20 protein-coding genes and 1 tRNA gene are annotated in these 26,203 nt (G+C 51.2%); 9 read left to right on the top strand and 12 right to left on the bottom strand.

Annotated elements, in window-relative coordinates:
- Window positions 1-316 precede the first annotated feature (316 nt).
- Window positions 317-2,125 (top strand): proline--tRNA ligase, encoded by a 1,809-nt coding sequence (gene proS, locus AC0QH1_RS24350; protein ID WP_324633990.1) that lies wholly within the window; start codon window positions 317-319, stop codon window positions 2,123-2,125.
- A gap of 245 nt (window positions 2,126-2,370) precedes the next feature.
- Window positions 2,371-3,189 (top strand): LmeA family phospholipid-binding protein, encoded by an 819-nt coding sequence (locus tag AC0QH1_RS24345; RefSeq protein WP_324633989.1) that lies wholly within the window; start codon window positions 2,371-2,373, stop codon window positions 3,187-3,189.
- 82 nt (window positions 3,190-3,271) lie between these two features.
- On the opposite strand, the gene AC0QH1_RS24340 is transcribed toward AC0QH1_RS24345, so the two are convergent.
- From AC0QH1_RS24340 to psbX, 4 genes are all read right to left on the bottom strand, one after another.
- Window positions 3,272-3,796, bottom strand: a complete 525-nt coding sequence (locus AC0QH1_RS24340; protein WP_324633988.1) for a TolB family protein — start codon at window positions 3,794-3,796, stop codon at window positions 3,272-3,274.
- Window positions 3,797-3,844: 48 nt separating this feature from the next.
- On the bottom strand, window positions 3,845-4,474 hold the full coding sequence (locus AC0QH1_RS24335; RefSeq protein WP_324633987.1) for a TolB family protein: 630 nt from the start codon (window positions 4,472-4,474) through the stop codon (window positions 3,845-3,847).
- A 192-nt stretch (window positions 4,475-4,666) separates the two neighbouring features.
- Entirely contained in the window at window positions 4,667-5,488 is an 822-nt protein-coding gene (locus tag AC0QH1_RS24330) for a Ycf66 family protein (protein WP_324633986.1), read from the bottom strand.
- Between the two features lie 354 nt (window positions 5,489-5,842).
- The gene (psbX, locus tag AC0QH1_RS24325) at window positions 5,843-5,962 is read right to left on the bottom strand and encodes a photosystem II reaction center X protein (RefSeq protein WP_324633985.1); all 120 of its coding nucleotides are present in this window, start codon (window positions 5,960-5,962) and stop codon (window positions 5,843-5,845) included.
- Between the two features lie 72 nt (window positions 5,963-6,034).
- Between psbX and AC0QH1_RS24320 the strand changes: the two genes are divergently transcribed.
- Together AC0QH1_RS24320 and AC0QH1_RS24315 are read left to right on the top strand one after the other, a co-directional pair.
- Window positions 6,035-6,199 (top strand): hypothetical protein, encoded by a 165-nt coding sequence (locus tag AC0QH1_RS24320; RefSeq protein ID WP_324633984.1) that lies wholly within the window; start codon window positions 6,035-6,037, stop codon window positions 6,197-6,199.
- Between the two features lie 39 nt (window positions 6,200-6,238).
- The gene (locus AC0QH1_RS24315) at window positions 6,239-6,526 is read left to right on the top strand and encodes a YggT family protein (RefSeq protein WP_324633983.1); all 288 of its coding nucleotides are present in this window, start codon (window positions 6,239-6,241) and stop codon (window positions 6,524-6,526) included.
- A 54-nt stretch (window positions 6,527-6,580) separates the two neighbouring features.
- Here the strand turns inward: AC0QH1_RS24315 and accC are convergent, their stop codons facing one another.
- Window positions 6,581-7,933, bottom strand: coding sequence for an acetyl-CoA carboxylase biotin carboxylase subunit (accC, locus tag AC0QH1_RS24310; protein WP_324633981.1), 1,353 nt, complete (start codon window positions 7,931-7,933; stop codon window positions 6,581-6,583).
- A gap of 260 nt (window positions 7,934-8,193) precedes the next feature.
- Between accC and AC0QH1_RS24305 the strand changes: the two genes are divergently transcribed.
- A tRNA-Leu gene (locus AC0QH1_RS24305) sits at window positions 8,194-8,274 on the top strand.
- A 376-nt stretch (window positions 8,275-8,650) separates the two neighbouring features.
- Complete coding sequence (locus AC0QH1_RS24300; protein ID WP_324633980.1) at window positions 8,651-10,012, top strand: MurL C-terminal domain-containing protein; 1,362 nt, start codon at window positions 8,651-8,653, stop codon at window positions 10,010-10,012.
- Between the two features lie 138 nt (window positions 10,013-10,150).
- On the opposite strand, the gene AC0QH1_RS24295 is transcribed toward AC0QH1_RS24300, so the two are convergent.
- The 5 genes from AC0QH1_RS24295 to dnaN form a co-directional block, all read right to left on the bottom strand.
- Window positions 10,151-13,171 (bottom strand): hypothetical protein, encoded by a 3,021-nt coding sequence (locus AC0QH1_RS24295; RefSeq protein ID WP_324633979.1) that lies wholly within the window; start codon window positions 13,169-13,171, stop codon window positions 10,151-10,153.
- Window positions 13,172-13,529: 358 nt separating this feature from the next.
- Window positions 13,530-15,419: a TolC family protein gene (locus AC0QH1_RS24290; RefSeq protein WP_324633978.1), complete on the bottom strand. Its 1,890-nt coding sequence runs from the start codon at window positions 15,417-15,419 to the stop codon at window positions 13,530-13,532.
- Window positions 15,420-15,445: 26 nt separating this feature from the next.
- Window positions 15,446-16,618, bottom strand: coding sequence for an ABC transporter permease (locus tag AC0QH1_RS24285; RefSeq protein ID WP_324633977.1), 1,173 nt, complete (start codon window positions 16,616-16,618; stop codon window positions 15,446-15,448).
- Between the two features lie 80 nt (window positions 16,619-16,698).
- The gene (locus AC0QH1_RS24280; RefSeq protein ID WP_324633976.1) at window positions 16,699-18,507 is read right to left on the bottom strand and encodes a permuted SH3 domain-containing protein; all 1,809 of its coding nucleotides are present in this window, start codon (window positions 18,505-18,507) and stop codon (window positions 16,699-16,701) included.
- A gap of 619 nt (window positions 18,508-19,126) precedes the next feature.
- Entirely contained in the window at window positions 19,127-20,323 is a 1,197-nt protein-coding gene (gene dnaN / locus AC0QH1_RS24275) for a DNA polymerase III subunit beta (RefSeq protein ID WP_324633975.1), read from the bottom strand.
- A 334-nt stretch (window positions 20,324-20,657) separates the two neighbouring features.
- Here dnaN and AC0QH1_RS24270 point away from each other — a divergent pair, with 334 nt between their 5' ends.
- Window positions 20,658-20,993 carry a hypothetical protein gene (locus AC0QH1_RS24270; RefSeq protein WP_324633974.1) on the top strand — a complete coding sequence of 112 codons (336 nt, stop codon included), beginning with the start codon at window positions 20,658-20,660 and terminating at the stop codon, window positions 20,991-20,993.
- Window positions 20,994-21,440: 447 nt separating this feature from the next.
- Here AC0QH1_RS24270 and dnaA read toward each other — a convergent pair whose 3' ends face one another.
- Window positions 21,441-22,817 carry a chromosomal replication initiator protein DnaA gene (dnaA, locus tag AC0QH1_RS24265; RefSeq protein ID WP_324633973.1) on the bottom strand — a complete coding sequence of 459 codons (1,377 nt, stop codon included), beginning with the start codon at window positions 22,815-22,817 and terminating at the stop codon, window positions 21,441-21,443.
- A 298-nt stretch (window positions 22,818-23,115) separates the two neighbouring features.
- Here dnaA and AC0QH1_RS24260 point away from each other — a divergent pair, with 298 nt between their 5' ends.
- Together AC0QH1_RS24260 and def are read left to right on the top strand one after the other, a co-directional pair.
- Window positions 23,116-24,360 (top strand): HhoA/HhoB/HtrA family serine endopeptidase, encoded by a 1,245-nt coding sequence (locus AC0QH1_RS24260; RefSeq protein WP_324633972.1) that lies wholly within the window; start codon window positions 23,116-23,118, stop codon window positions 24,358-24,360.
- Window positions 24,361-24,435: 75 nt separating this feature from the next.
- On the top strand, window positions 24,436-24,969 hold the full coding sequence (gene def / locus AC0QH1_RS24255; protein WP_324633971.1) for a peptide deformylase: 534 nt from the start codon (window positions 24,436-24,438) through the stop codon (window positions 24,967-24,969).
- 277 nt (window positions 24,970-25,246) lie between these two features.
- Here def and AC0QH1_RS24250 read toward each other — a convergent pair.
- Window positions 25,247-26,203 (bottom strand): calcium-binding protein (locus AC0QH1_RS24250; RefSeq protein WP_473154736.1); only part of this gene is annotated, 957 nt, incomplete at its 5' end.

The raw sequence follows: 26,203 nt of genomic DNA, 5'->3' as shown, positions 1-26,203 counted from the left end.
TTTTAGCCGATAAAGAACACCGGTATTTATAAGTAAAGCGCCGGGAAGCGAGGGAGAAAAACACCCCCTTGTCTAGGAGATGAGAAAGGCAGAGCAAAGCAGCGCCGCAGTCTGCGGAAGGGGAGGAAAGGGACTGGGAGGAAGAAGAGTAACCCAGACGGCGGATGGGGGCGGAAATGACAGTGATTAGTGGGAGAGTTGGGGGAGAGGGTCGGGAAAGGGAAAGGAGTGGCGTAATGTGGTAGTTAACCGAGCGCGATCGCGTACACTAAATTTTGAGATAATTGTCACCCTGTCTGTAAATAAGGAAAAAGCGATGCGACTGTCACAAATGCTGTTTGTCACCCTGCGAGAAGATCCGGCGGAAGCGGAGATACCCAGTCATAAGCTGTTACTGCGCGCCGGTTACATCCGTCGTATCGCCAGCGGGGTTTATGCCTACTTGCCATTGATGTGGCGGGTGCTCAAGAAAGTCTCGCAAATCGTGCGCGAGGAAATGGACGCCACGGGTGCCCAAGAGTGCATGTTGCCACAATTGCAACCCTCGGAGTTATGGCAAGAGTCCGGGCGCTGGGATACCTACACGAAAGCGGAAGGGATTATGTTTGCCCTCAGCGATCGCCAACAGCGACAGATGGGTCTCGGACCGACCCATGAAGAGGTGATTACCACTCTCTCGCGGGAGACGATCCGCTCTTACCGTCAATTGCCTTTGCATCTGTACCAAATTCAAACCAAATTCCGCGATGAAATTCGCCCGCGCTTTGGACTCATGCGCGGACGAGAATTTATTATGAAGGATGGTTACTCCTTCCATCCCCACGAGGAAAGCTTGCAAAAAACCTATGACGAGATGGACCGCGCCTATCGCAATATGCTGCGGCGTTGTGGGTTAGAATTTAGAGCGGTAGAGGCAGATTCCGGGGCGATCGGCGGTGCAGCATCTCAGGAATTTATGATATTGGCGGAAGCGGGTGAAGATGAAGTGCTTTACACTGAAGATGGCCAATATGCAGCGAATGTAGAAAAAGCCGTTTCGTTACCGCCGGATGCAGAACCTTCGGCATTTTCGGAATACGAAAAACGGGAAACGCCGAATACGGAAACCATCGAAAATCTCTGCCAATACTTGCACTGTTCGCCGACTCAAGTGGTGAAAAACCTGCTTTATCGTGCGGTTTACGATACTGGTAAAGTGGTGCTGGTGCTGGTGAGCATTCGCGGCGATCGCGATGTCAATCAGGTGAAGCTGCAAAACGAACTGACCGGATTAGCCACCGCTTTCGATGCCACAGCGGTGATTTCCCTCGATGTTCCTTCGGCAGAAATGCAGCAAAAATTAACCAAACAGCCCCTACCTTTGGGGTATATCGGTCCGGATTTGCTCGACGATTATATTGCATCGGCAGAAAATTTGCAACCGGAGTTTTTGCGATTGGCCGATCGCACGGTGGTGGAGTTAAAAAATTTCGTCACTGGGGCGAATGAAATTGGCTATCACGTGGTGGGTGCGAATTGGGGCGAACACTTTAAACTCAGCGATCGCGTGGTGGATCTGCAAAAAGCTCAAGCGGGCGATCGCGCGGTTCACGACCCGACTCAACGCCTGCAAACCGCTCGAGGTATCGAAGTCGGCCATATTTTCCAACTCGGTACCAAATATTCTCGCGCGATGGGCGCGACTTACACCAACGAACAAGGAGAAGAATTACCCCTTGTCATGGGATGTTATGGAATCGGCGTGTCTCGCTTAGCTCAAGCGGCGGTGGAGCAATCTTACGATAAAGATGGCATCATTTGGCCCGTGGCGATCGCTCCCTATCACGCCATTATCACTATTCCCAAAATGTCGGACAAACAACAAGTGGAAGTGGCGGAAAATCTTTACCGTCAGCTCAATGAAATGGGCATCGAAACCCTGTTGGATGACCGAGAAGAACGCGCCGGAGTGAAGTTTAAAGATGCCGATTTGATTGGCATTCCCTATCGAATTGTCCCCGGGCGATCGCTGAAAGAAGGTAAAGTGGAACTGGTAGACCGCGCCACGAAAAAATCCCAAAATCTGGCGATCGATGAAGTTCCTTCTACCTTAAAACAGTGGATAGAATGGGTTACTAACAAATAACCCCTCCCCATCCAAACCGGCCCGCACCCTTCTCGGGGCGGGCTATACAATAGTCATTGGTCATTGGTCACTGGTCATTGGTCATTGGTCACTGGTCACTGGTCATTGGTCATTGGTCATTGGTCACTGGTCACTGGTCATTGGTATGCCACAAAGGACAAATGACAAATGACAAAGGACAAAGGACAAAGGACAAATGACAAATGACAAAGGACAAATGACAAATGACAAAGGACAAATGATAAATGGAATTTCTCACGTATTTTCTTTCCAGTCTGCTAACCTTGATTTCGCCTGGGGGAGTCGCTTTAGATACGGTGGCGGAAAATAATCTGCGCGATCGCCTGTATGAGGCGGAACAGTTGCAAGTCCGCATCGATAACACTCCCAGCTATCAACTGGTGCGCGGGGAAGTCGATCGCCTGCGAATTGCGGGGAGAGGCTTATATCTGATGCCCGAGGTGCGGCTGGATACCCTGGAAGTGGAAACCGATCGGATTGCGGTGAATCCCGGTGGCTTGGAGCTCGCCAGAGAGGAACCGCAGGCGGCGTTGCAGGAACCGCTACAGGCGGGGGTGCGGGCGATTCTCACCGAGGCAGATATCAATCGTGCTTTGCGATCGCCCCAGGTGTACAATGACTTGCAAAGTCTGGCATTAGAGTTGTTTGATTCCCTCCTCCTGCAACAACTCGCCTATCGCTATCGCTTAGTCGATCCGCAAGTGGAATTGCTCGGCGATCGCCGGGTGAGATTCCAGACGCAAATTGCGGAACGGGGGTATTCCGATCGCCTAACCCTGACGGTAGAAACCGGGGTGAAGGTGGTAGAAGGGCGACAGTTGCAGTTGGTCGATCCAGCGGTACGGATTAACGATAAACCTGCCCCTTGGCAGCTAGTGAGAGGCTTAACTGCACTGGCGAGGGAGTTTAATCTGGCAAGATTGGAACCCTTGGGGGTGCGATCGCGAGTTTTGCACTTCCACCTGACTCCGGAAGCCGTGGAAATGGCGCTTTTTGTGCGAATCGAATCGCGATCGGGCACAGCAGGAGAGGTGAGAGATTGAAAGACCACCTCAGCAAGCCAAGGGAACCTACGGGGACTAATGCGGTGGGTCAACCCAGCCTATCATTGTTCCGGAGAGGAGATTATCGGGGGCTGGTGGGAACCTGGAGGGGTTTACCGTTGGTGTCATACACCAGGATATCCCACTGACCGTTGGCGCTCGATTCAAAGGCGACGGTAGTGCCATCGGCGCTAATAGTCGGGTTGCGGACTTGCGCTTGCAGGTTATCGGTGAGGTTTCGCAGTTGGCGGGTTTCGCGGTTGTAAAGGTAGATATCGGTTTCACCGTTTTGAGTGCCGGTAAAGACGATATAGCGTCCGTCTTGGGAGATAGCGGGATGTGAGGCGATCGCATCCAATCGATTTAAGCCGGGAATATCCACCAAGCGGCGATTTTTGCCATCAAACAAATACACGTCCTGACGCCCTTGGCGATCGGAGACAAACACCACATAGCGTCCGGCAATATGAGGGGTTAATTCATCTGCGGGACTGTTTAAACTGCGACCTCCGGGATCGAAAGGAAAATTCATCAAGCGGGGATAGTTGGTGCAGCCACAGAGCAGACTCACCAGAGAAATTATCGGAATAAATCGCGATCGCTTCACGGTATTATCGAGCAGAAAAGAGCAAGAAAAGCAAACTTATCGAAGATTTTAAGGAGCCAAAAAAGAAGGGGTACCCGGGACGCCATCGAGGCGGTCTAATTCGATATTTGGTCCTCGGTCGAGGACTTCAATATCCCACTGACCGCGATTGCCACTTTCAAAGACCACATAACGACCGTCGGGGCTAATTTGGGGATTTCGCAACCAGCCTTGATAAGCTTGGTAAAGAACCTGGGAACCGCGCGTGATGCGATCGTAGATCGCCAAAGCGGGTCGCCCTTGGTTGGCACTGAGGTAGACGATATAGCGGGCGGTATTGCTGACGCTGGGACTTTCGGCGATCGCCTCGGTGCGATTCAAGCGGGGTAACTCCACAAACTGTCGCTGCTGCATATCGTACAGCCAAATATTGCGGCTGCCATTGCGATTGGACACAAATGCCAGAAAGCGACCATTTGCACTCAACGCCGGCTGTTCGTCGGTGTAGCGACTGTTAATCGAAGCCGGGCCGAGGGGAACCGTGGTGGGGGTACAAGCCACCAAGATGCTGCCCAGAGTTAAGCCAAAGCCCAGGGCCATCCACTGGCGAATGAACCTCAAGGGAGGGAATCGGTTCGGCGTAGGGTTGCTTGCTTGTCCGCTGTGGAGCGCCATACCATAAAACCGTAAATTTGTCAATCATAAATCAGAAATTTTTTTTGAGTGGCAACTGCCCTCTCGATGCTGATGGCGGGGGGAATAAAGGAGAGACGCGGTTTGCATCGCGTCTCTACAAGAACTCGCCCCTACACAGACCCTTGTTCGGCGAGGGGGGAAGCCGGACCTAAGGGCGATCGCGTCAATTGCGAGGCCCTCGGGTTGCATCCCGCTTTAATAAGTATCGTCGAAATGGCCGCTATTATCTTGTTCTTCCTCATCATTATCATTATGATTCGAGGAATCGAGGGGTTGATAATCCACATAATCCGTCGGGGTAGGTTCTTCTTCTTCTTCCGGACGGGGCCGACGGCGAGGCTGTTCTTCTGGCGGTCGCGGTCTGCTGGAAGCTCTCGATCCGCTGGGCGGTCGGCGAACGGTGCGAGAGGAACTGCGACGCGGGGGTCTTTCCTCAGTATCCACCGATGCGTCCCATTCATCATATTGACTGCTGCGCGAGGGGCGTTCCGGCGATCGCGGACGGCGCACCCGGGTACTGCTGCTTCTCGAGGGACTACTGCGGCGAGAAGGGGGACGTCTTGGGGTTGGCGCTTCATCGCCATAATAAGGATTGCGTCCCGATCGCGGATCTTGCCGTCCGGTGATGCGGCGTCTGAGTGCGCTTTCGTCATAGGGTTCGATTTCATCGAGTTCCGCATCCACGCGATACACGTTGCTCACCGGGCGTTCTTCATCCACAATTTTAGCCGACTGCCGTTTGGCCTGGGCCGTGGTTACGCCGCGCAACCGAATATTATCAAACGCAAAATAGATTGCCGATCCTCCCAGGAGAATCTGGCCGAATTGCATAATGGGGTCGAACCGCCATCCATAGAAAAATAGAATTCCGCCGCAGAGCAACCCGACTGCTGCAAAAAACAGATCCGTATCCCGGGACAATTCGGGACGCCAAGACCTGATCGCATACAGCATCGCTCCGCCGATCGCGATCGCGATTCCCACTATACTCGCTAAATTGAGACTAAAATTAACCATCGCCTCTCTCCTTTTCCTGTACTATGTTAGCGAGTATCCACCTCAAGCTGACAAGGAGCTTTCTTAACTCAACCCGCAGACACCCTGTGTGCCTCAATTCCGGGGTTTCCCGACCCCGAGGGTGAAAACCCCTCGACACCCGAACCAATGTGGTTGTGGGTGGAGTTGGTCGGTCTGGGGTCGCTTAGGGGATTGAGCGATTTCGCCACCCGTCGGCCCCAATGGCACAGTTTCCAAGTCTTGCTTTTTCATAAAATTTTCCGCTAACGAGAAAACCTCAGCTAAAGGCCTCGGGCGACCCCCATGTGGGGCACCCCGTCGCTTTAGCTGAGGCTTCCGGTTGTTTCGTCTCGGTTAAGAACGACGCACTTTATCTTTCTGGCTGATGAAGATCAAGGCACCGGTGATGGGGATGACCACGATGATAGCGCCCCAAAACAGGCTCCAAAAAAAGTTGGCGAGAGATGGCGTCATAGCTGCTGGTTCCTTATAACAGAATTTACATTATCTTAATTTTATTAAACCTTTACCTGGTTGAGAAGTCTAGTGTTTTCGCGGCAAAATGAATCCGAGGCTGGGGAAAAGCGCAGTGGGCTGGGGGAAAGCGGATTTAAGGTAGGAAGCGGACAGGGGCGCGATCGCCCATTTCAGGGAGTTGGGGGAGAAAAATCCACCTGGGGCGATGGGCGGCGGGAGATTGAAATAAAATAGAAACTGCCGTTCGTAACAAAACGTTAAGTTTTGCTCATTATGACACCTGTAGCGATCGCCGCTTGGATCCTCGGACCGGTCTTAGTCGTGATGACGTTATTGTTTATCTTCCGCATCATCCTGACCTGGTATCCCCAAGTGGAACTGACTAAATTTCCCTGGAATCTGGTCGCCGTTCCCACGGAACCGTTTTTGGCACCCACCCGCCACATCGTCCCCCCCATCGGCGGCGTAGACATTACCCCGATTATCTGGGTGGGCATTGTCAGTTTGGTGCGCGAAATCCTCCTGGGTCAGCAAGGATTGTTGACCATGATGATGCACTAACACCGCCTACAGGGGAAACATGGCCCGGTCAATTTCCCCGGTTTAACGGCGGATTTATTCCGATTTGGCCATTAACTGTTCCACGAAGTTGGTGTAAACGTCACCCTTGACGAAGTGGGGAGTTTCGAGGATTTTTTGATGGAAGCCAATGGTGGTGGGTACGCCGGTGATGGCACATTCGCGCAGTGCCCGTTTCATGCGCTTGATTGCGGCGGCGCGATCGCTTCCCCAAACGATTAGCTTGCCGATTAAAGAGTCGTAATAGGGGGGAATTTCGTAGTCGGTGTACACGTGGGAATCCATCCGCACCCCAGGACCGCCCGGGGGCAAGAAGGCGGTAATCCGTCCCGGACCGGGGCGAAAATTGCGATCGGGGTCTTCCGCATTGATCCGACATTCGATCGCGTGACCGCGCAGTTGCACTTGCCCTTGGGTGAGGCTGAGTTTTTCCCCCTGAGCGACGCGAAGCTGTTCGGCGATCAGATCCAAGCCAGTAACCATTTCCGTCACCGGGTGTTCCACTTGAATCCGGGTGTTCATTTCCATGAAATAAAAATTCCCGTCGCGATCGAGGAGGAATTCCACCGTACCCGCCCCGGCGTAGTTAATCGATCGCGCGGCTTTCACCGCCGCCTGACCCATTTTTTGGCGCAATTTCGGCGTCAGGGCAGGACTGGGGGCTTCTTCGAGCAGTTTTTGGTGGCGGCGCTGAATCGAGCATTCCCGTTCCCCGAGGTGGATGACATTGCCGTAATTATCGGCCATAATTTGGAACTCGATGTGGCGCGGGCGTTCGATAAATTTTTCCAAATAAACCCCGGGATTGCCAAATGCGGCTTCCGCTTCTCCCTGGGCGGCGGCGAACAGTTTGGGTAGTTCGCTTTCGCTGCGAACTAGGCGCATTCCGCGTCCCCCTCCCCCTGCAGTGGCTTTGATGATGACCGGATAGCCGATTTTGTTGGCGATCGCCCGCGCTTCGCTTTCGTGGGTAATTAATCCGTGACTGCCCGGAACTGTGGGAACTCCCGCCCGTTGCATGGTCTCCTTCGCCGTGGATTTATCCCCCATCGCCCGAATCGCTTCTGGGGTCGGCCCGATAAAGCTGATTTGATGGTCGGCGCAGATTTCCGCAAACCGCGCATTTTCCGCCAGAAATCCATACCCGGGGTGAATGGCGGTGGCATTCAGGGTCAGGGCCGCTGAAATAATATTCGGAATGTTGAGATAGCTTTTGGCACTCGGGGCCTCGCCGATGCACACTACTTCATCCGCCAGTTGCACGTGCAGGGCGTGGCGGTCTATGGTCGAGTGAACCGCAACAGTGGCAATCCCCATCTCCTCGCAGGTACGGAGAATCCGAAGGGCGATTTCGCCTCGATTGGCAATCAGAATTTTGGAGAATTGCATAGGGCCTGCTGTTGCTTAAACTCGTAAAATCACTATTTTTATGAGCGCCGAATCCCCGAGGGGTTCCGCTTTCAGTGGCATTGAGATGTCCGACTCATCATCCTATCATGTCGGAGGTATCACGGGGGGAAAATCTCGATCTCTAACTCCTTAAAATATTGAGTCTGCAGGAGGGTTGAAAAAATTTTTTGCCAAACTCGATCCAAACCGGGAAAAGTATGGTAAACTAATTTCAGATAGGTTAAAATAGTCTATTGCCTGCGGATGTGGCGGAATTGGTATACGCGCACGCTTGAGGGGCGTGTGGCCTAGCCTTGCGAGTTCGAGTCTCGCCATCCGCATTAAAGCAAAAGGGGTGACAGGGATGCTGTCACCCCTTTTGCTTTGGGTTTTTATCGGTTTGACAACCACATTGCGGATTAGACCCTTTGGGGCGATCGCCTAGGAACCAAACAAAGAAAATTTTTCTTGACAAAATACAATCCCTCGGTTAGCTTAGTGAAAAATAAAATACATGGGTTTCCTTTTCCCCATTCTAGCCAAGCAAAAATTTAGGGCAACAGGGGGATTTTCGAGGGGCAACCCCTCGGGTTTTGCTGACGGAGACACCCATGTTTTTATTGTGACAATGCATGGCAATTTGGGGGAAAACTCCGAGAAGATTGCTGGCAAAAAAACGGTTAACTAGGCAAATTGTTCTCCAGGGATAGGAAAAGAATGAAGAAGGTAGAAACCATTAAAATCTGTGACTTAAGAATTCACGAACATCATCTCGAAATTATCTATAGTGCAGACGACTTTAAATTTGCCACAAAAATCTATTATGAAGACCTCTCGTTCTCCATGCTGCAAGAGAGATATTCCCAGGGGGCGATCGCGAAAATAGCAGCCCATATTGCCTTGTTTGAAGGCATGAAACTCTGTTCTCTCTTTCCGAAGTATTACGATGTCTCGGTTATTGCTGAGGGGTTGGCAAAACCAGTGGTAGAACTGTTTGCCAAAATCTATCAAGGAGTGTTCGCCCAACATTGGTATGAGAATCATGTCACCGATTATCTGGGGCCAGAAATTATCTCTCCAGGAACCTTTTTACCCGAAAGCAATCCCATTGCAATTGCGGGGGAGAATCGCACTGTACTGGCGGGTTGTGGAGGTGGCAAAGATAGTATTGTCGCTCTCAAACTATTGCAAGAGGCAAACATTCCTTACGCCTCCATGCAATACTCTCATAGCGTTTATGGCAAATCCGATTTCCAACATCAGTTAATTTCCGGGGTATTAGAATGCGTTAATCCCATCTGCCAACATAAAATCTCGGTTTACGATGACTTTGTGGAAGATCCGTTTTTGAAACTCTATTTTCCAGACAATTCCGGAATTACAGTTCCAGAAACGCCGGTGTCGGTTTTTGAGGCCCTACCGCTCATCCTGCATGGCGGATATCGGTATTTGGCATTAGCTCACGAAAAAAGTGCCAATACGGGGAATTTATTTTGGGATAAATTAGGTCTAGAAGTGAATCATCAATGGGGGAAAGGGTATGAAGCGGAAACCCTGCTGAATAAATTTATTCAAACCTCTCTGGTTGCCGATTTTACTTACTTTGGGATTTTACAGTCGATTTACGATTTTCGGATTTTCAAACATTTCGCTAAATATCCGGAAGTGCTGCCAAAAGTTCATTCCTGCAACATCAAAAAGCCTTGGTGCAAAAAATGTCCTAAGTGTGCCTATGTTTGGCTGGGATTAATGGCTTTTTGCGAGTCGGAAGCAGTGGATGCCGTATTTGGCGAGAATTTATTTGACGATGGGGACTTGTTGCCGATTTTTAGGCAAATGCTGGGGTTAGAAAATCAAACGCCGTTTGAATGTATTGGCGAGATTGGCGAAAGTCGGTTGGCGATGAAAAAGTGTGTGGAGAAAGGGTTGTCGGGTCAAGCGGTAGAACTGTTCAAACGGGAGGTACTATGCGATCGCTCGATTGATTGGCAACAACTGGAACAACAATACGATGGGGTTTACCATACGGAACATGCCATCCCCGATTGGATATTTAGCCAAATTAAGGACAAACTTTAGAGCATCTTCAGTAGCAGTTAGAAACCGGGTTAATTCGCAGACCATTGAGCGACAATCGACAACTTAGCACAAAAACCCGGTTTCTTATTTCCCTCATTTACAAGCACACAAAAGCTCTCGCGCAAGCATGGCGCATCCCTAGGAAGCGGACAGATTTAAGACCTTTTTTACCTGGGTCAAAAACGCCAGGGAATTAAAGTCCACCCGGGGAGTCATCTGCTCGAAAATCGACAACGCCCCGAACGATTCTTCCCCGATAATTTGCTGGTAGGGGTCGAGTTTTAAACTCTGCTGATGTTGTCGTTCAAAGCGGGAAAAATGAAACAGGGTTAAATATTGCAAAATATCCTGTTTTAGCGCAGTATCGTAAATCAAATCTTGGCGAATATCCCGGTCCTCCATCACTCCAGAGTAAAAATTGCCCAGCAGGGTGGAATAGGAAATTACCCCATTATAAAAGCGATCGTCTCCTTGTCCCACAGAAATCCCGTTAAACAAGTTGAAAAAAACCACTGCTTGCTGCTGGGGGTCTTCCGCAAGAGTGGTTAACTCGCGGGTATCTTGCACCACTAAGGAATTGACCCTTGGGTTGTGTAATTTACGCACGTAGTATTTATCGAAAAATATCGGGTAAATTTTGATAGCGTCGTGGTTTTTCATCAAGGTTTCGATGAGGCGGGGGGACATAAAATACAATTCCTCATCGCGATCGCTGCGAGTGATATGCAGAGTGCTGGTATGAGGCGCTTGCGCCACATACAAAAAATGATGGTATCCTTGGCGATACAGTTGACTCACCGTGTCGATTAACACCGCTGGGTGACTGTATAATTGCCGGAGAGAACAATTATCGGAAAATGTCGTCAGTCGTTCTATCTTAATCTCACCGCTGGTAAGGCGCTGCACCCCGATCGCTTCTCCAATAAGCGTGGCGAGGCGCTGATAGCGGTTTTGATTGCTATAGCGCGCATCGCTTTCCCGACTGGATACCACGATAATGGCAAGTTTATCTAACTGTAACGGCGCGGAAGTTTGCTGGAAGCGAAAGCGTTTGGGAAGCACCGAATATAAAGAATTTAACCCATTTTGGACGCGATGTCGGTTGAGACTGCGAATCCGGAATCCTTGGGAACTAGAAAGATATTTGTCGCTCAACAGATGGGAAATGGTTTTCGAGAGATTGGCGATAAATTTTTCGGCGGGAAAGGGATTTTCGTGGGTTCCCTGGTGCAGTCGCAGCATGGGAATAAAGACGTTTTCTGGCGCATATTCTAGCAAAACATGCAGGCACATATAGGCGAGAAGCATCCAGGTGAAGCGATAGATAAACGCTTGGGTGGAATCTAAGTGGTTGGGGTTGAGGCGGGTATTGTTATAGCGAAAGAGTATCAGCTTATTTTGCCTTAAATGGTTGTTGTATGCTTCCATGCAGGGGGCGCTATCCGGAACCCAGGCGATCGCCAGCATTCGCATGCGATCGATATCGTAACTCCAGCTAAATTGTTCTCGGGTTTCTTCCGGAAAATAGCGGACATCCTCTATTTTTATCGTCACCGGAATCTGACAAAGCGCCGCTTCATTGACCTGCGGTTCTTCGATGGAAATATAGCGCAGGACTTCTTTGCGATTGCGTTCTAACACTTCATTCAAAAAATACCCGTTAAACAGACTATCCGGGTCGCGATTGAGGATACCTTGTTTGATGCAAATGTGGCGCGGATAAATGCCCAATGGCAAAATAGTCTGTCTTCGTAAAAAGCTTTTTAACAGGTCTCGGAGGTGCTGGATTTTGACGCGGACGTTAAACTGGTGCATCCCTCTAATTAACCCGCGAAAAATATTCCGTTTTGCCTCTTCATCGTTTCCCCGCAACACGCGCATCACTTGGGCATCGAATCCATTTATGGGATTATAAAGCAGTTCGTTTTCTACGTTATAATCGGGGTCATTGGGGTTGCAACGCGAGGCGAAAATGAAGTAATATAAAAACAGGCGGGCTAAGACTTTGCGGGCGAAGGTTTCTCGTCGGTCTTCATCCAGCAAGGCGTCGATATGTTCTCGCTTGTCTGGGTGAATAATGGCATTCAGGTTATAGTCGAAGACATCTTCTCCTTCGTGGGTTTGCACCGGTCCACCCAGTTTGAGTTTTAAGCCGAAAATAAAATCGCAGTTTCCGGAATTGTTTCGGTCGTTATATTCTGCTAAATTTCCCACAATTAGGGGAATAATCGGGAGGGCGTCTAACGCTTCGGCGCGGGAAAAGATGGATTTATAGTTAACTTGCACGCCGCCATAGTTGACGTCATAATCGGCATCGCTTTTATCTGGATCGCTGATATACTCTTCTATCAGTTCCAACCGCCGGATTAAGTCTTGCAGATAGATAAGTCCCTGGGTATCGTTAGTTTCGATATTGTCCCGCAGATGCTTTAAATAGGTGATTTTTGCTTCTTTTTTCAGCTTCCCGAGGGTTTCGGTGTCTACCACTTCTTGCAGTTGGTGAAACTGGGAGAGTTCGTCTCCTACCAAACCGCTGAGGATATCGCATAATTCTTCTGCGTCTGTTTCGCTGTCGGGGGCAATTTCGGTGTTAATATAGTTTTCGATGCCCTGCTGCAGTTGGGATTGAAATTGGTGCAGGTTTCGCACGCTGATGGTGAGTTTGTGGAATTTGAGCAGGGATTCACCGCCGGGCCGATCGCTTTGGAGGTGGAGGGCCTGTTTCTCGAGAGTCTGCGAGGGTTGGGTAAAGTTGTAGGTCCATCCCAACTGGGTGGCGTTACCTTGAAATGATTGTAAATCTGTAATCAGCTGTTCGAGAAACTCAGCGATCGCCTCATCGGAACCGATTTCGCTGTGTAGGTGTGCTCGCAAAACGTCGGCAATTTGCTGAATGCGATCGGGGAACTGCTGGCGAAATCCCTGGGAAAAATTAATCGTTGCCGATCGCACGCCGCGCGTAGAAGCGAGGGGATTCGGCACGTTTGTCAATTGTACCAATTCCTGAGCGATGCTGTCAATATCCACCAGTAACCGTTGACCATTTCGCGATTGTCTAAAGGGGTTACGACCCTGGAGGGCGCTGCATATCTGCTGCAGGAAAAAGCTATAGTCCACCGGAACTAAGTCATTGCCCGCTTCTCGGAAGTCGTTAACCATGATGTCACCCTACTCCTAACGTTCATCAACTGAATAGTATATCACGGAGGAGGGCAATGGGGGAACCGGCAGGGAAAAATTAGTGAAGGCGATGGATAAGAGGCGGGGGATTAAAATCGCGCTTGGGCCAACAAAGGCGGGGGATTAAAATCGCGCCTGGACAAACGAAGTCCGCCTACGCGGACTATTTTGGGCATTAATTGATATGTGATTTAAGGGGGATTGAAATCGCGCCTGGGCCAACGAAGGCGGGGGATTGAAATCGCGCCTGGGCCAACGCTAGCGTAGCCCGCGACAGCGCTATAGTCTGCCTGCGCGGACTATTTACTCTATTTATTGAGAGTAAGTTTTGTATATATTATCGCTCTTCTTCGATGGTAACTTGCCAGGTTTCTAAGGTGATGCCCACGGTTTGTTCCAGACGAGTGACGGCGTTGAGATAGTCAATTTTGGCATTTAACTCTTCATTGGTGGCGCGGACTAAATCCTCTTGGAAGCGGACGATATCTGCTACGGAACTGCGTCCCAATTTTAACAGTTCGCGCTGATTGTCTAAGTTTTGTTCTGAGAGTTCTCGCGCTCTTTGGGCCAGTTCTACCTGTCGCAGGAGGAGATTTACATTTCTGACCCGATCGCCCACTTGAATGGCCAGACTTTCGCGCAAATCCTCGGCATTGTTTTCCGATTGCAATAGATTCACGCGACTTTGCTGGTAGCGTTGTTCTAGGGTGCGATCGCCAAATTCTCGCCGCAACTGAATTCCCGCCCGCAAATCCGTATCCGCCTCGCCATTGGTAGTAGCAACATTGCCCAAAGTAGCATTAAAATCCAAATTCCAGCGTTTGTTATCTTCCGCCAGCAACAGATTCAACTGTGCGATTTCCAGGCGCAAGAGCGATCGCAAATATTCCGGATTATTTGCTAAAGCGATATTGGTCAACTCCTGCACGTCTAAATTTCGAGTTTTTAACTGAATTTCTCCCACCGGAACCAGATTGGTATTTTGGTCAATATCCAAAATTTCCAACAAATTGGCCTTTTCACTTTCCAAACTATTTTCCGCTGCTAACAACCGCACTTCCTGATTTGCCACATCGGTTTCGTTTTGCACCAAATCCACCGGTGCCAAGCGTCCTGCTTCCACCAAAACGCGGTTAATTTCCAATAAATCCCGCGCTCTTTGCAGGGAAGCGCGAGCGATTTTTACCTGTTCCTGAGCTTGCAGTAATTGCCGATAAGCTAAAATTGCATTGGTTATAGTATTGCTGAGAGTGGATTCTAATTCTAACAGATTAATCCGTTCGTTCAGACGGGCGATATTCACCGAAGCTTCATTCACTTCTACACCATATCCGCGCAACAAAGGTTGATTGAAGGTTAATTCAAAACGCTGACCGAGGGTATCGAAATTGCCATCAATTATCTCCGCCCCGGAGGTACTTTCTCGCAAACCGCGACTCCTCCACTCGGCACTTAATTCGCCGCCGGTGGGAACTTTAATTGACAGAACCGAACCCACGGCGACTTCACCGGATCGGTTGGTGCTGATTCCCACTTCGTCGCGATTTACCGAGAGGGAAATTTCTGGAGTAAAATCGGGGTTAAATTTATCGGTAGCGACGGCTAAATCTTCGCGTTGGGCGATGCGTTGCAGGTAGGCATTTTTAATGTCGCGGTTGTTTTGCAATGCCAAAACCACAATATCTTGTAAGGTGACTTGAATTGCATTGTCATTAGGGGGTGAATTGAGGGTGGCGCTGGGGGGGACTCCTTGCAGTTGTGCGGGGCGATCGCCAAATAATAAGAAAGGTTGACTGGGGGTGGGGTTTTGCGAGAGTGCAACTTGCGAATTATTCATCGGGGTCATTATCAATCGCCCAGAGGTTTCTAATGCGCGCATAATATCGCTCAAATCCAGGCGATCGCGATTGTCTTGCTTCGCCATTGCTGCAGCAGGAGAAGGCGCAAGCATCATATCAGAATCAACGTTAAAATCGGTGGCGCGGTGGGAGAGAATCAGTCCTAGGTGCGAGGGGAATTTAGCTGCGATGGCTCTCTTGTGCCAGGGAGAATCGGTAGCCGGCAACAAGTGCGCCGAACCTGCCGAAACGCAAGCCGAATAAGTGAGAGTCACCCCGAAAATTGCCGAGAGAAAGCGGAGAACATGCCGCCGGGTATCGGTTCGGGAGGGGGACTGCATTGCTGGATAAGCCGTTATGTGAGAATTTGAGATATAATATCGAGTCATGGTAGCCACCTCTTTGTGCTATACAACTAGCGCGATCGCAGGGCTTGCACCGGGTCGAGCTGACTGGCGCGCAGGGCGGGGGGAAACCCGGCTCCCACGCCGACGAGCAGCGCCGAACCCAGTGCCAAAGCAGCGGTCGTTTTGTTAAACTGGTAAGGTAACTCAAAGGTATCGGCGACAATCAGAGTGAGGCCATGCACGGTGCCGATCGCGATCGCGCCGCCCAGCAAACTGAGAATCGCCGCTTCTAAAATAAATTGCCACATAATATCCAACTGAGTGGCACCGAGAGCGCGGCGCAACCCGATTTCTGGGGTACGTTCCATCACGGCGGCGATCGTAATATTGGCAATGCCCACGCCGCCCACCAACAGGGCGATCGCTCCCACCGCCAGCAAAGCGCGCGAGGCCATTTCCAGGGTTTTCTTTTGCTCGATAATGCGCCGGATATTGTTCCCCACATAAATATCCGCCTCCGGGAACCGCTGCTCTAACAAAGTTTCGATCTGCTTTTCCATTGTCTCTAAATCTTCCACGTTCATCGGACGAACCGAAATATTGTGAATTTGGCGACTGCCGGTCATGGCATAATAAAGAGATAAAGGTATCCACATCTCACCTCTGATTTCCCCATAGCTGGATTCCTTGCTTTCAAACATGCCGATTACCGTAAAAGGGAGGCGATCGGCATAGATGCGCTTTCCGATGGGATCGGCATCTTGAAACAGCGTCTCGGCGAGAAATTCATCGATCGCCACCACGGGGCGATAGTCATCAAAATCCGCCGCATTGAAAAACCGTCCCGCCAGCAATACCCGACCCGAGGTTTGCAAAAAATCCGGCGAAACCGCCAGCATTTCCGGTGTTGCTTGTTCCGTTTGAAATATAGTCGGCACTTCCCATCCCGCCCAATTCGACGCCGAAATGGCTCGCACACCAGTGAGGCGACTTCGCAAAAAGTCGATATCTTCGATTCTCAATCCCCGCGATTCCCCCCACATGCGGATATTGAGCTGCGGCGCTTCTCGCTTGGCGAGTTGTTCCTCAATTATCGCCGTGGCGATCGTGCGAACTTGCAGGGTCGCACTAACCGCCGCTACGCCCATAAATACCCCCACCGTAGTGAGCGCAGAACGCAGGGGGTTTCCGCGCAGGGAATCGCAACTCAACAGGATTAAATCAAATACACCTAAACTCATAACGCCGATTGATGGTTGATGTGATACAATCTACTAACATAGGGTATCGCTATCTGGTTTCCCCCGCACCCGAGAGGACGCTATTTGGCCTCATCTTCGGAAACGATAACGGACATTCCCGGTTCTAACGGCGGTTCTGGCGGGGGAACCACCACCGAATCGCCGGGGTCGAGACCCGATTTGATTTCCACTTGTACCACCCCCTCGAGTCCTAATTCGATGGATTGTTTTTTCAGGATATTCTCGCGATCGCGCACCCACACATAAGGCTCAGATCCATCCCGCTGAATCAGTTCGATGGGTAACACCACCACATCTTGGCGCTGTTGGGTGACGATTTCCACGCTAACTTGACTTCCCGGAATCAATTCCCCGGTGGGATAATTAAGTTTTACCGTGGCGGGAACCGCCGCTTGTCCCGACATGCTACTCGAATTATTGCCATTTCCGGTGGTGGCGAGGGGAGACAAGCGCAGTACCACCCCTTGATAGGTTTCCTCCTGCGGACCGATGACGCTGATGCGCGCTTCTTGATTGAGTTCCACTTTACCCGCATTCAGGGTGGATAGCTGCAGTTTCACCAACTCTTGCGCCGGATCGCCGAGGGTCAGCAAATCGTTTCCCCGGGCGATTCCATCTGAGTTTTTTACGTTAATCTCTAAAATAGTGGCATCGCTGGGGGCGCTGACCACATTTTCCTCATATTGCTGCTGGTTTTTTTGGGTTTCGATTTGCAGACGATTCAGTTCCAGGGTTTCTTGGGTGACTTGGAGTTGAGCGTCGCGCAGGGTAATTTCTGCATCGCGCACCGCTTTGCGGGCATTTTCGATTTCCTCCATCGGTTGTTGCTGCAGTTTGTCAAATTCCAGTTGCGTGCGCTGTTTGTCAAAGGTGGCGCGGCGAATTTCTGCTTGGGCATTTTGCACCGCTTTTTCGCCCTCGCGCACAGCTTTTTCGGCGGATTCAATTTGGTTTTGAAATTCGCGCTCGATTTGCTGGCGTTTTAGTTTGATTCGTTCTAGGGCGAGGGTTTGAGTGCTGACTTGCAATTCGGCATCTCGCAGGGCGGTGCGATCGCGCCTTACTGCGTTTTCTTGCTGGCGCACTTCTTGTTCGGCGATGAATCCTTTGGCGGCTAACTCTTGCAATTCCGCGAGTTCCTGTTGGTCTGCAGCGAGATTTTCTTCCGCTTCGATAACTTTGTCGCGGGCGTTGGCCAGATTGAGTTGTTTTGACTCGATTTCTAACTGCAAATCCGCTAGTTTTCGCGCTTTTTCGCGGTTAGCTTGTTCCCGGATTTCTGCAAGCTTTTCTCGGGCAATGGCGAGTTCTTCTCGAGCATAAACTAAGTTTTGCCGTTGGGTTTCTAACGCCAGTTGTTTTTCGCGCAAATTGAGGCGTTCCTTGGCGAGGTTGGTTTCGCGTTCGATATTGTTTTCGGTGAGTCTTTGCAGTTTTTCTTGGGCGAGAGCCAAGTTTTCTTCCGCTTCGCGAACTTTCTGCCGGTTGCGCGCTAACGAGAGTTGTTTTTTGCGAGTTTCTAGGGGTTGCACGGCCAAGGCGCTTTGTTGTTCGGCATTTCGCAGGATTATCAAGTCTTCTCCTTCGCTGACGCGATCGCCCACTTCAACCAATACGCGATCGACCGTACTATCGCTGGGAGATTTCAGGGTTTGCTGTCCCCCAAGTTCCACAATTCCGCTTTCGGTAATTGTGGTTTCAATGGTGTCTAGTTTGGCGGCGACAGTCTTTACTTCTACCGGGTCCAATGAAGGATTTAAGCTGCGCGCATAGAACCACCACCCGCCCAAACTAGCAAGGGCGATCGCCGCCGACCACCCAATCCATCGGACACCACTTTCATACTGCTTTTTCTGTTTCTCCCCCATTATCCATATTGAGGTGAATTTGCTGTGTTTGCTGTACTCCTGCACCCCGATATTTTGTCTCCAAACCCGTTTAGTATGGAGGCTAAATCATTAGTCCGCTTTCCTAATTCTTCATCACCGGATAGCAATCGAACCATTTTCCCCGTAGAAACGCGATAAATCGCGTCTGAAGTTTCATCCCATCTCAGATAAATCGGGTCTCTACTGTGCAAAATAATTGGCCGACTTGCTGAGGTTTCGGTTTTGAGTTTTCCCCCTCCAGGTTTTCCTGTTTGTTAGGCTCTCGGCTGGATGTTTTTTTGTCTTTTTTGCATTGGCTCTCAACCCCCACACTTTGAAAATTTTACCATTTTGTTTGGGTTTTTATCAGCGGTTGCCAAATTTTCTCTAATTTTTTTAAAAAATCCAAATTTTTAATAATTTTTATGAAGTTACCTCACTAAAGTGCTAGATAAACCGTTGCAGAATCAACCGATTGCTCAACGGGTTGCGACAGCGGTTTTTGGGGGATGTAGCAAGTCTTATGAAATAGACCGAGGGGGAAAGCAGTGGGGCGAGCTGATACTTCGGCGAACAGAAGCGATCGCCCCGATGCTTGTCCCTCCCTCGCCATTGCAACCTAGGCGCGCAACTGCACCGGCATAATCAAGTGAGTCATTTTCACCGCACCCAAGGGAGATAACACCACCGGCGTGGTGGCAGAATTGAGCTTAATTAAAATCTCGTTGGCATTGATATGCTTGAGAGATTCCATCGCATATTTCACATTAAATGCAATGTCGAGATTTTCGCCACTAATTTGGGCGGGCATGGATTCCGTGCCGCTACCCACATCTTGCGCTTCCACCGAAAGAGACAGTTGCTCCTTATCGCGATCGATAGAGAACTTGACAATGTTGTTTTTGCGTTCCGCCAACACCCCAATCCGTTCTAAGGCATTGAGCAGCGATCGCCGGTCTACCGTCACTTGGCGATCGAACGAATTGGGCACTAATTGACGATAGGTGGGATATTGCCCTTCCAGGGTGCGGGTGGTGAGGCGGAATCCCCCAAATTCCAACACCAGTTGTCCGGTATCAAACGACAGGGCGATCGGTTCGGAACCTTTATGCAATCCCACCATCCGTTCCAATTCCCGCAGCGCTCTCGCCGGCATTGTCACTTCAAATTCTTCCTCCTGTTCTTCCAATTCCTCCGATGCTTCCGAATCGGCGGTATCCTCTGAGTTGGTGGTTTCCACGATCGCCAACCGATGCCCGTCAGTGGCGGCAAATTCTAATTGTCCGCGATCGACCAGCAAATGCACCCCCATCAGCACTTGCTTCGTTTCATCGGTACTGGTCGCAAACAACGTCCCGCGCAACCCATCCATCAGCGCTTCCGCCGGCAGAGAAAACACCTGCCCGCTTTCAATGGTGGGCAATGCGGGAAATTCTTCCGCCCCCATCCCTCGGACTTGATAGGTACCCGACGAAGAGGCGATCGTGGCCAAAATGCCCACTTCCGCAGGATCCCCCTCCCCCGCCGGTTCCTCTCCTTCATCGTCGATCGCCACCTCTCCATCCGGGAGACGCGACACGATATCGTTAAATAGCTTCGCCGGTAGGGTCAAATCCCCACTGCTTTCCACCTGAGCGGAAAAACTAATCTTAATCCCCAACGATAGGTCAAATCCCGTTAAGCTGACTTGCTGGGTTTGCTCGTCAGCGCTCAACAAGACATTGGCTAACACCGGATGCGTGGGGCGCGAGGGCACCGCACGACTGACAAGGGAAAGATTGGTGGCAAGTTCGTTTTGGACGCAAACAAATTTCATCAGCGTATTTTGGAGGGTCTGCCTCGATCGATGTGACTGTGTAGGCTCCACGGGCCAACAATTGCCCGGAATCAACATCCTACCACTGTCCAGTTTGCCCCAACACTCCCTCGAATGGCGAATCCATTCATAGCACTGACGCTCTCTGCTTCAATTCAGCATTCCCTGCCGGTTGGGAAACTCGTTGCCCACCCTACCCCGGTTTCTGACGAGATTGGTTTCGGATCCCACCGCAAATTTTAGGCCCAACTGGAAATACAGCAGTTGCACTGAGCCTGTATCTTAAAGGTAAATTAATAGCACCGTAAAATCCTGCCAACATAGGAATCAATAAATGAAACTTTATCAATCCCGGTTCGGCTATGCAATGAGTTTAATTTACCTGATAGGCAGCGGTTCTTTTATCTGGTGGGAATTCCACTCTTATAGGGGTGGGATGTTCGATTTCTGTGGATTGGGTCTGATCCGGTTTATTTTTCCCTCCCTTTTAACCGTGGGGGTTGTCTTGGAAAAAATAGGAGTGCCGCAGATAAAATTAAGCTGTTCCTATATGGGATTGGCAGATTCCCTTCAGTTTGGCTTGCATCTGTCGATAACCGCAGTTTTCGTCTATCTGATTGGTTATGGAGTTGAATGGATTGTTAGAAGGGTATCTCGCCGTTTATCGTAATCCGATGGGAAAAACGCGCCCTTCCATCCCTGGGATGGTCACCGCCCAAGGTGCCTGACAGGGGGGGAGGGGGTTGAATACCTCATTGCGCTCAGATTCAAGCTCACCCACAATCCCCTGCGAGGCGGAATCTCCCAAATCCGTTTTCCCAGTCAAGTCTGAAAACGAGGCAAGCGATCGCTTCTCAATGGTCAATTCTCCTGTGGAAAACTTGTGGAAAAAGCGGAGTAAATTTCCCCAGAATCTTGATACTTACGGGCTGTTTTCACCGCCACCCACGGGTTTTCCCCAGGTTTTCCACAGCTTTTTCCACAGGTGGGATAAGAGGTGGCGGTTGATGGCCCTGTGGCGGCACAGTCGCGCCGAGAAAATAATTGCAGCGATAAAGTGAAATTGCCAAAAAATTACCCCAGAATTGGCAGAAGCAGAAGCGGGGGAAATCGGAGGTTAAATCTGAGGGGGATATTGGCTGGAGAAATTAATGCGATCGCTTAATTGCCGCAGAGTATTCGCCATGTCCGAATCCCGCTGTTTGAGCTGGGCAATTTTTTCGCAACTGTACAGCACCGTGGTATGGTCTTTCCCGCCAAACTCTTCCCCAATTTTCGGCAAGCTCAAATCCGTATGCTGACGCATCAAATACATAGCAATTTGCCGCGCTTGACTGATTTCGCGGCGGCGCGAATTCCCCTTTAAATCCTCCATCGCCACCCCGAACATTTCCACCACCGCCATCATTACCGATTCCGGCGTCGCCTTTATACTCTCGGTTTGCGGGTTCAAAATCGGCGCGATATTCTCCACCGTCATCGGTAAGCCGGAAATGGACATATAGGCAACTACCCGAATTAATGCCCCTTCTAATTCGCGAATATTAGAAGTAAAATGAGAGGCAATATATTCGATGATGGTGCGGGGCAAGCGCACGTTTTCGTATTCTGCTTTTTTCTGCAAAATTGCCATGCGGGTTTCTAAATCCGGAGGCTGAATATCTGCAATCAATCCCATCGAAAATCGCGAACATAGTCGCTCTTGCAAGCGGGGAATTTGATTTGGCGGACGGTCTGCCGCCAGCACCACTTGCTTGCCAGCTTCGTGCAAGGTGTTGAAGGTGTAAAAAAATTCTTCCTGGGTGTATTCTTTGCCTTCGATAAATTGGATATCATCTACTAGCAATACATCGGCGGCGCGATAGTGTTCGCGAAAGTTTTGCATACTATCTTTGCGAATGGCGGCGATTAAATCGTTGGTAAATTGTTCGGTGGAGACGTAAAAAATTTTAGAGTTGGGGCAAATGTCTAAGCGATAATGCCCGATCGCCTGCATTAAATGGGTTTTGCCCAACCCGACGCCGCCACATAAAAATAAGGGATTGAATTCTCGCCCGGGAGACTCTGCTACTGCTAAGGATGCAGCATGAGCCATGCGGTTATTCGCGCCGACGACAAACCGGGAAAAGACATATTTGAGATTGAGTTCCGTAGGGCGCGGGGGATGGCTGGATCCGGTCTCGGGTCGAGGATTGCCGATCGGCGAGGGCCAGATGTATTCGCCCCCCGCGCCTTGGGTGGCATCGGCGGCGGTGGTGATGTAAATCTGCACGGGATAGCCGAGTACCTCGTGTACTACGTCAGCAATGGTTTTCAGGTAGTATTTCTGCAACCAATTGCGGGCGAAGGGGTTGGGGGTGCTGATGACCAAGCAGTTATTTTCGAACTGCTGGGCCGTGGCGGTTTCGATCCAGGTTTCAAAGGTGGGACGGCTCAGTTGTCGCTGTAGCCGTTCGAGTACCTGATTCCAGAGACTTTCTAGCGGAAGTTCCACGCCTGACCTCGCGATCGCTATTCCTTTTGGCTATTTGACTTTAGCAAACAACGGCACACCCCGCAGGAGGGTGGGGGAATTGAGAATTGGCAGAAAATTGCGAGTTGTTAACGGGTTAAAGCGTTATAAGCCTGGTAAGAAGCCGTAGGGTAAGCTGGGGAAGTCCGGTTGTTAATTGTTCATTCTCAATTCTCGGAATCTCCTCCTTTATAATGAAAGGCATTACAGACGGGATTATTGACATCTCGATATAAAGCATAGTTGTGGTTTTTTGACAAACGAGTTGGGTAGGGTTGTTATGAAACGTTCGGACAAAGCTAACGCGGGGGGCAAATTTTCCTGGAAGCAGCCTCTGCTTTACCTGGTACTGGTGTTATTGGGAGCCGGTGCGGCATTTGCCGGCGATCGCTGGTTGCAATACCAGTCTGAATCGTCGTTGGAGTCGGCGGTACCGCGCTTTTCCGTGCCGCCGGAATCCGGTGAGGCTCAAGTGCCCGGGGAGACGGCGGTGGGGAGTTTGCCCTTGCCGGTGGATTCTAATTTTATCGTGGCGGCGGTAGAGAAAGTCGGGCCGGCGGTGGTGCGAATCGATTCGGCGCGGACCGTCACCCGAGACTTGCCCGCGCCATTTGACGATCCGTTTTTTCGGCGATTTTTTGGGTCGATTCCGCAGCAGGAACGGGTAGAACGGGGTACCGGTTCGGGGTTTATTATCAGTGAAGACGGTCAGATTCTCACCAATGCTCATGTGGTGAATGGTGCCGATCGCGTCACGGTAGTGCTGAAAGATGGTCGCCAATTAGAGGGAGAAGTGTTGGGGGATGACCCGGTGACCGATGTGGCGGTGGTGAAGATTGAGGCCACAAATTTGCCCAAGGTGGAGATGGGGGATTCTGAGGATTTACACCCGGGAGAATGGGCGATCGCGATCGGGAATCCGTTGGGGTTGGATAATAGCGTCACGGCGGGGATTATCAGCGCCACCGGGCGATCGAGCAGCGATGTAGGGGTTCCGGATAAGCGAGTCGGGTTCATTCAAACCGATGCGGCGATCAATCCCGGGAACTCCGGCGGCCCGCTACTGAATGCCAAAGGGGAAGTGATTGGCATGAATACGGCGATTATCAGTGGGGCACAAGGGTTGGGGTTTGCGATTCCGATTGAAACCGCCCAGGCGATCGCCGAACAACTGCTGACCACCGGGAAAGTGCAGCATCCGTTTTTGGGCATCGAAATGCTCACCCTGACGCCGGCATTGCAACAAGAACTGAATACCGACCCGAATAGTCCGGTGACGTTATCCGTGGATGAAGGAGTGTTAATCGTGCGCGTCGTGCCCGACTCCCCTGCCGATCGCGCCGGATTGCGCGCCGGGGACGTGATTCAGCGGATGGAAAATCAGCCGATTCGCGACTCGGAAACCGTGCAGGAAATCGTCCAAGGGTCCCAAGTGGGGGCGACCTTGGAGGTGCAAATTAACCGCAACGGTCAAACTCGGAACATTACCGTGCAACCGGGGGATTTACCGGTGGCACCGAAGTAACGGAGTCAGCGCACCCCCCGCCCTTCGGGGGGATGTGGTATAATGCAAGGGCGTATATGATAATTCGAGTTTATTATGAGTAAGATCCGAGAGATTGCAGAATTAGGGAATCCGATTTTGCGGGCGATCGCCCAACCCGTGACCAAGGTCCATGACCAGCGGATTCAACAGTTAATTGACGAGATGTTGGCCACTGTTGCCCCGGCAAATGGCGTGGGAATTGCCGCCCCCCAGCTTGCGGAATCTCATCGCATGTTTATCCTCGCCTCCCGTCCCACCCTGCGCTATCCCCACGCGCCAACAATGGAACCCACGGCGATAATTAATCCGCATATTATCGATCGCTCTGACGAGATGGTGAAAGATTGGGAAGGTTGTTTGAGCGTACCGGGACTGCGCGGTTTGGTGCCCCGCAATCGGGCGATCGAGGTTGAATATACAGACCGATACGGCAAGCTGCACCAGCAAGAGTTTTCGGATTTTGTGGCGCGGATTTTTCAGCACGAATACGACCATCTGGAAGGGATTGTGTTCCTGGATCGGGTGGAAAGTACCCGAGAAATTATGAGCGATCGCGAGTATCAGAAGCAATTAGTCCAACATTTGTGAGGAATAAGCGCGACCTCCATCATCTCACACCCCCCCTCGTTCCCAGGCTCAGCCTGGGAACGGCCCGGGGGAGGCTCTGCCTCCTGTAGGCAGAATATCGCACAACAACAAGCCCGATATAAGGTCGGTGCGTGACGCCCCGGAGTGGATTGGGGGGAATTCCCAGGGATTGGGGGCGGGGCGTCACACACCCTACGGCGATCTGCCTGCTGTGGCAAAATATTATATAAAACATAAAATTGGGAGAGGACACGGCAGTGCCGTGTCCCTACGAGGGTTAGATGGTGAAGTGCGAACTGCTGAGGCTGTTGGCGCTGACGCCGATGAGTACGCCTAGCAGTTCGTCGGTGGCGGCGATGCGGATGAGAGTGTTGTTGCCGTCTTGAGTGAGATAGAGTTGGTTGAAGGTTAGGTCAGCACCAAGGGCGATCGCATCTCGGTTGCCGCCAGTGGCGGTAAAGTCGGCGATGAGGTCTACTCCCATGCCCGATGCCAGGGTAAAGATATCTTTCCCTTGTCCGCCAGTGAGAGTGTCGTTACCTGCGCCACCGGTGAGGGTGTCGTTGTTTGCACCGCCGTCGAGAATGTCGTTGCCTTCATCTCCGTAAAGGCGATCGCGATTGTTGCCGCCAAGCAGGGTATCATCACCTGCACCACCAAACAGGGTATCGTTCCCGGTGTCACCCGCGATATTATCCTCACCCGCGCCGCCGGCGAGTTCGTCATCGCCGGAATTGCCAGCAAGGGTGTCATCGCCACTACCACCAGTGAGCATATCCGTACTCGAACCACCTGTGAGATTCACCGGGGGATCGGGTTCCGGTGAGGGAGTGGGTTCCTCGGGCGCAGTGGGTTGTTCCGGGGTTTCCGACACCGGCGGATTGCTGGGTTGTTCCGGGGTTTCCGACACCGGCGGATTGCTGGGTTGTTCCGGGGTTTCCGACACTGGCGGGTTGCTGGGTTCTTCCGGGGTTTCCGACACTGGCGGATTGCTGGGTTGTTCCGGGGTTTCCGACACCGGCGGATTGCTGGGTTGTTCCGGGGTTTCCGACACCGGCGCAGTCGGTGGCGCTGGGGTTTCGGAAACTGGCGCAGTGGGTTGTTCGGGAGTTTCGGAAACTGGCGCAGTGGGTTGTTCGGGAGTTTCCGACACTGGCGCAGTGGGTTGTTCGGGAGTTTCCGACACTGGCGGGTTATTTGTGACTGGGGTTTCGGAAACTGGTGCAGTGGGTTG

The sequence above is a fragment of the Phormidium sp. CCY1219 genome (genome assembly GCF_055795085.1).
Note: the sequence above shows the minus strand (reverse complement) of the source record. Positions and strands in the feature narration are given on the sequence as shown.

Excerpts from the sequence above, each read along its gene's own strand:
- psbX (WP_324633985.1), bottom strand. The coding sequence starts at position 5,962 with ATGACGCCATCTCTCGCCAACTTTTTTTGGAGCCTGTTTTGGGGCGCT.
- AC0QH1_RS24285 (WP_324633977.1), bottom strand. The coding sequence starts at position 16,618 with ATGAGTTTAGGTGTATTTGATTTAATCCTGTTGAGTTGCGATTCCCTG.
- AC0QH1_RS24270 (WP_324633974.1), top strand. The coding sequence starts at position 20,658 with ATGAAACTTTATCAATCCCGGTTCGGCTATGCAATGAGTTTAATTTAC.
- AC0QH1_RS24280 (WP_324633976.1), bottom strand. The coding sequence starts at position 18,507 with ATGGGGGAGAAACAGAAAAAGCAGTATGAAAGTGGTGTCCGATGGATT.
- AC0QH1_RS24345 (WP_324633989.1), top strand. The coding sequence starts at position 2,371 with ATGGAATTTCTCACGTATTTTCTTTCCAGTCTGCTAACCTTGATTTCG.
- AC0QH1_RS24315 (WP_324633983.1), top strand. The coding sequence starts at position 6,239 with ATGACACCTGTAGCGATCGCCGCTTGGATCCTCGGACCGGTCTTAGTC.
- AC0QH1_RS24260 (WP_324633972.1), top strand. The coding sequence starts at position 23,116 with ATGAAACGTTCGGACAAAGCTAACGCGGGGGGCAAATTTTCCTGGAAG.
- AC0QH1_RS24300 (WP_324633980.1), top strand. The coding sequence starts at position 8,651 with ATGAAGAAGGTAGAAACCATTAAAATCTGTGACTTAAGAATTCACGAA.
- AC0QH1_RS24295 (WP_324633979.1), bottom strand. The coding sequence starts at position 13,171 with ATGGTTAACGACTTCCGAGAAGCGGGCAATGACTTAGTTCCGGTGGAC.
- def (WP_324633971.1), top strand. The coding sequence starts at position 24,436 with ATGAGTAAGATCCGAGAGATTGCAGAATTAGGGAATCCGATTTTGCGG.
- AC0QH1_RS24330 (WP_324633986.1), bottom strand. The coding sequence starts at position 5,488 with ATGGTTAATTTTAGTCTCAATTTAGCGAGTATAGTGGGAATCGCGATC.
- accC (WP_324633981.1), bottom strand. The coding sequence starts at position 7,933 with ATGCAATTCTCCAAAATTCTGATTGCCAATCGAGGCGAAATCGCCCTT.
- dnaN (WP_324633975.1), bottom strand. The coding sequence starts at position 20,323 with ATGAAATTTGTTTGCGTCCAAAACGAACTTGCCACCAATCTTTCCCTT.
- AC0QH1_RS24290 (WP_324633978.1), bottom strand. The coding sequence starts at position 15,419 with ATGACTCGATATTATATCTCAAATTCTCACATAACGGCTTATCCAGCA.
- proS (WP_324633990.1), top strand. The coding sequence starts at position 317 with ATGCGACTGTCACAAATGCTGTTTGTCACCCTGCGAGAAGATCCGGCG.